This is a genomic window from Dietzia natronolimnaea, assembly GCF_002289575.1.
GTDB lineage: Bacteria > Actinomycetota > Actinomycetes > Mycobacteriales > Mycobacteriaceae > Dietzia > Dietzia natronolimnaea_A.
Map to the genome: position 1 here is coordinate 1 of NZ_NTGA01000099.1, position 1,080 is coordinate 1,080.

1 protein-coding gene is annotated in these 1,080 nt (G+C 64.3%); it reads left to right on the forward strand.

Features of this window, described 5'->3' with window-relative positions; translation table 11 throughout:
- Window positions 1-257: 257 nt before the first annotated feature.
- Window positions 258-1,080, forward strand: an 823-nt coding sequence (locus CEY15_RS17820) for an IS110 family transposase (protein WP_095719506.1), incomplete at its 3' end; no start/stop codon positions are given.

The following is a 1,080-nucleotide window of genomic DNA, read 5'->3' on the forward strand; positions in this document are numbered from 1 at the left end:
CGCCCTGTTGCATTGACGATTTGAATCCAAGTCGGCTTTTTTCGCTTCAGTACCACAATGATGATGCCCGGTGGGGTTGGCTCGTTTTTTCGCTGCCATAGGTGGCTTGTCCGCGATGTGCCGCTCCACCGGGTGTGCATCGCTGATCAAGGCCGTGGCCTGATAGGAGCTTGCTCGCTCGTCCTGCCCGACTGAGGCGTGCCCGACCTCGGTCGGCGGTGCCGAACGTACGGCAACGGATCAGAAGGAGGCCCGCGGTGACTGTCATCGGAATTGATGCCCACAAGAACTGGCACACGCTCGTAGCTGTCGACGAGGTCGGCAGGAGGATCGATGTCCTCACAGTCGAGGCCCGGGCGGCCGGGCATCAGAAAATCATGACCTGGCTCGAGCAGTTCGAGGAGGTGATCATTGCGATCGAGAACTGCCGGCACCTGACCCGGCGCCTGGAAGCCGACCTGCTCGACGCCGGGCACAAGGTCGTGCGAGTCCACACCCGGCTGATGGCGGGTATGCGCCGGTCGGGTCGCGAACCCGGCAAGTCCGACCCGATCGACGCAGAGGCCGTGGCACGCGTTGCCCTGCGCGAAAGTGACCTACCGACGGCCGAGTTGCCGGGGCCGGCGCGGGAGATCAAGCTACTGTCCGACCACCGTCGCAGCCTGGTCGCTCGCCGTACCGCATTGCAGTCCAAGGTCCGCTGGTTCCTGCACGAGATCGACCCTGACCTGCAGATACCGTCCCGGGCGCTGCGTCGTTACCATCTTCTCGATGAGCTGATTACCCACCTGGACGGCCTGACCGGGGTCGTGCCGGAGATCGCCCGCGACATCTTGGAGGACATCCGATCGCTCACCCGGCGGATCAACGAGATCGAGAGCCGCCTGAGCAAGCTGGCGCGCGCGAATCATCAGCACCTGCTTGAGGTCCCGGGGCTTGGGGTGCTCGGAGCGGCCATGATCATCGGCGAGACTGCCGGGGTCAGGCGGTTCAAGTCCAAAGACGCCTTCGCCCGTTTTAACGGCACGGCTCCGATCCCAGTGTGGTCTGGCAACAAGGTCCGCGTCAGGCTGTCCCGGG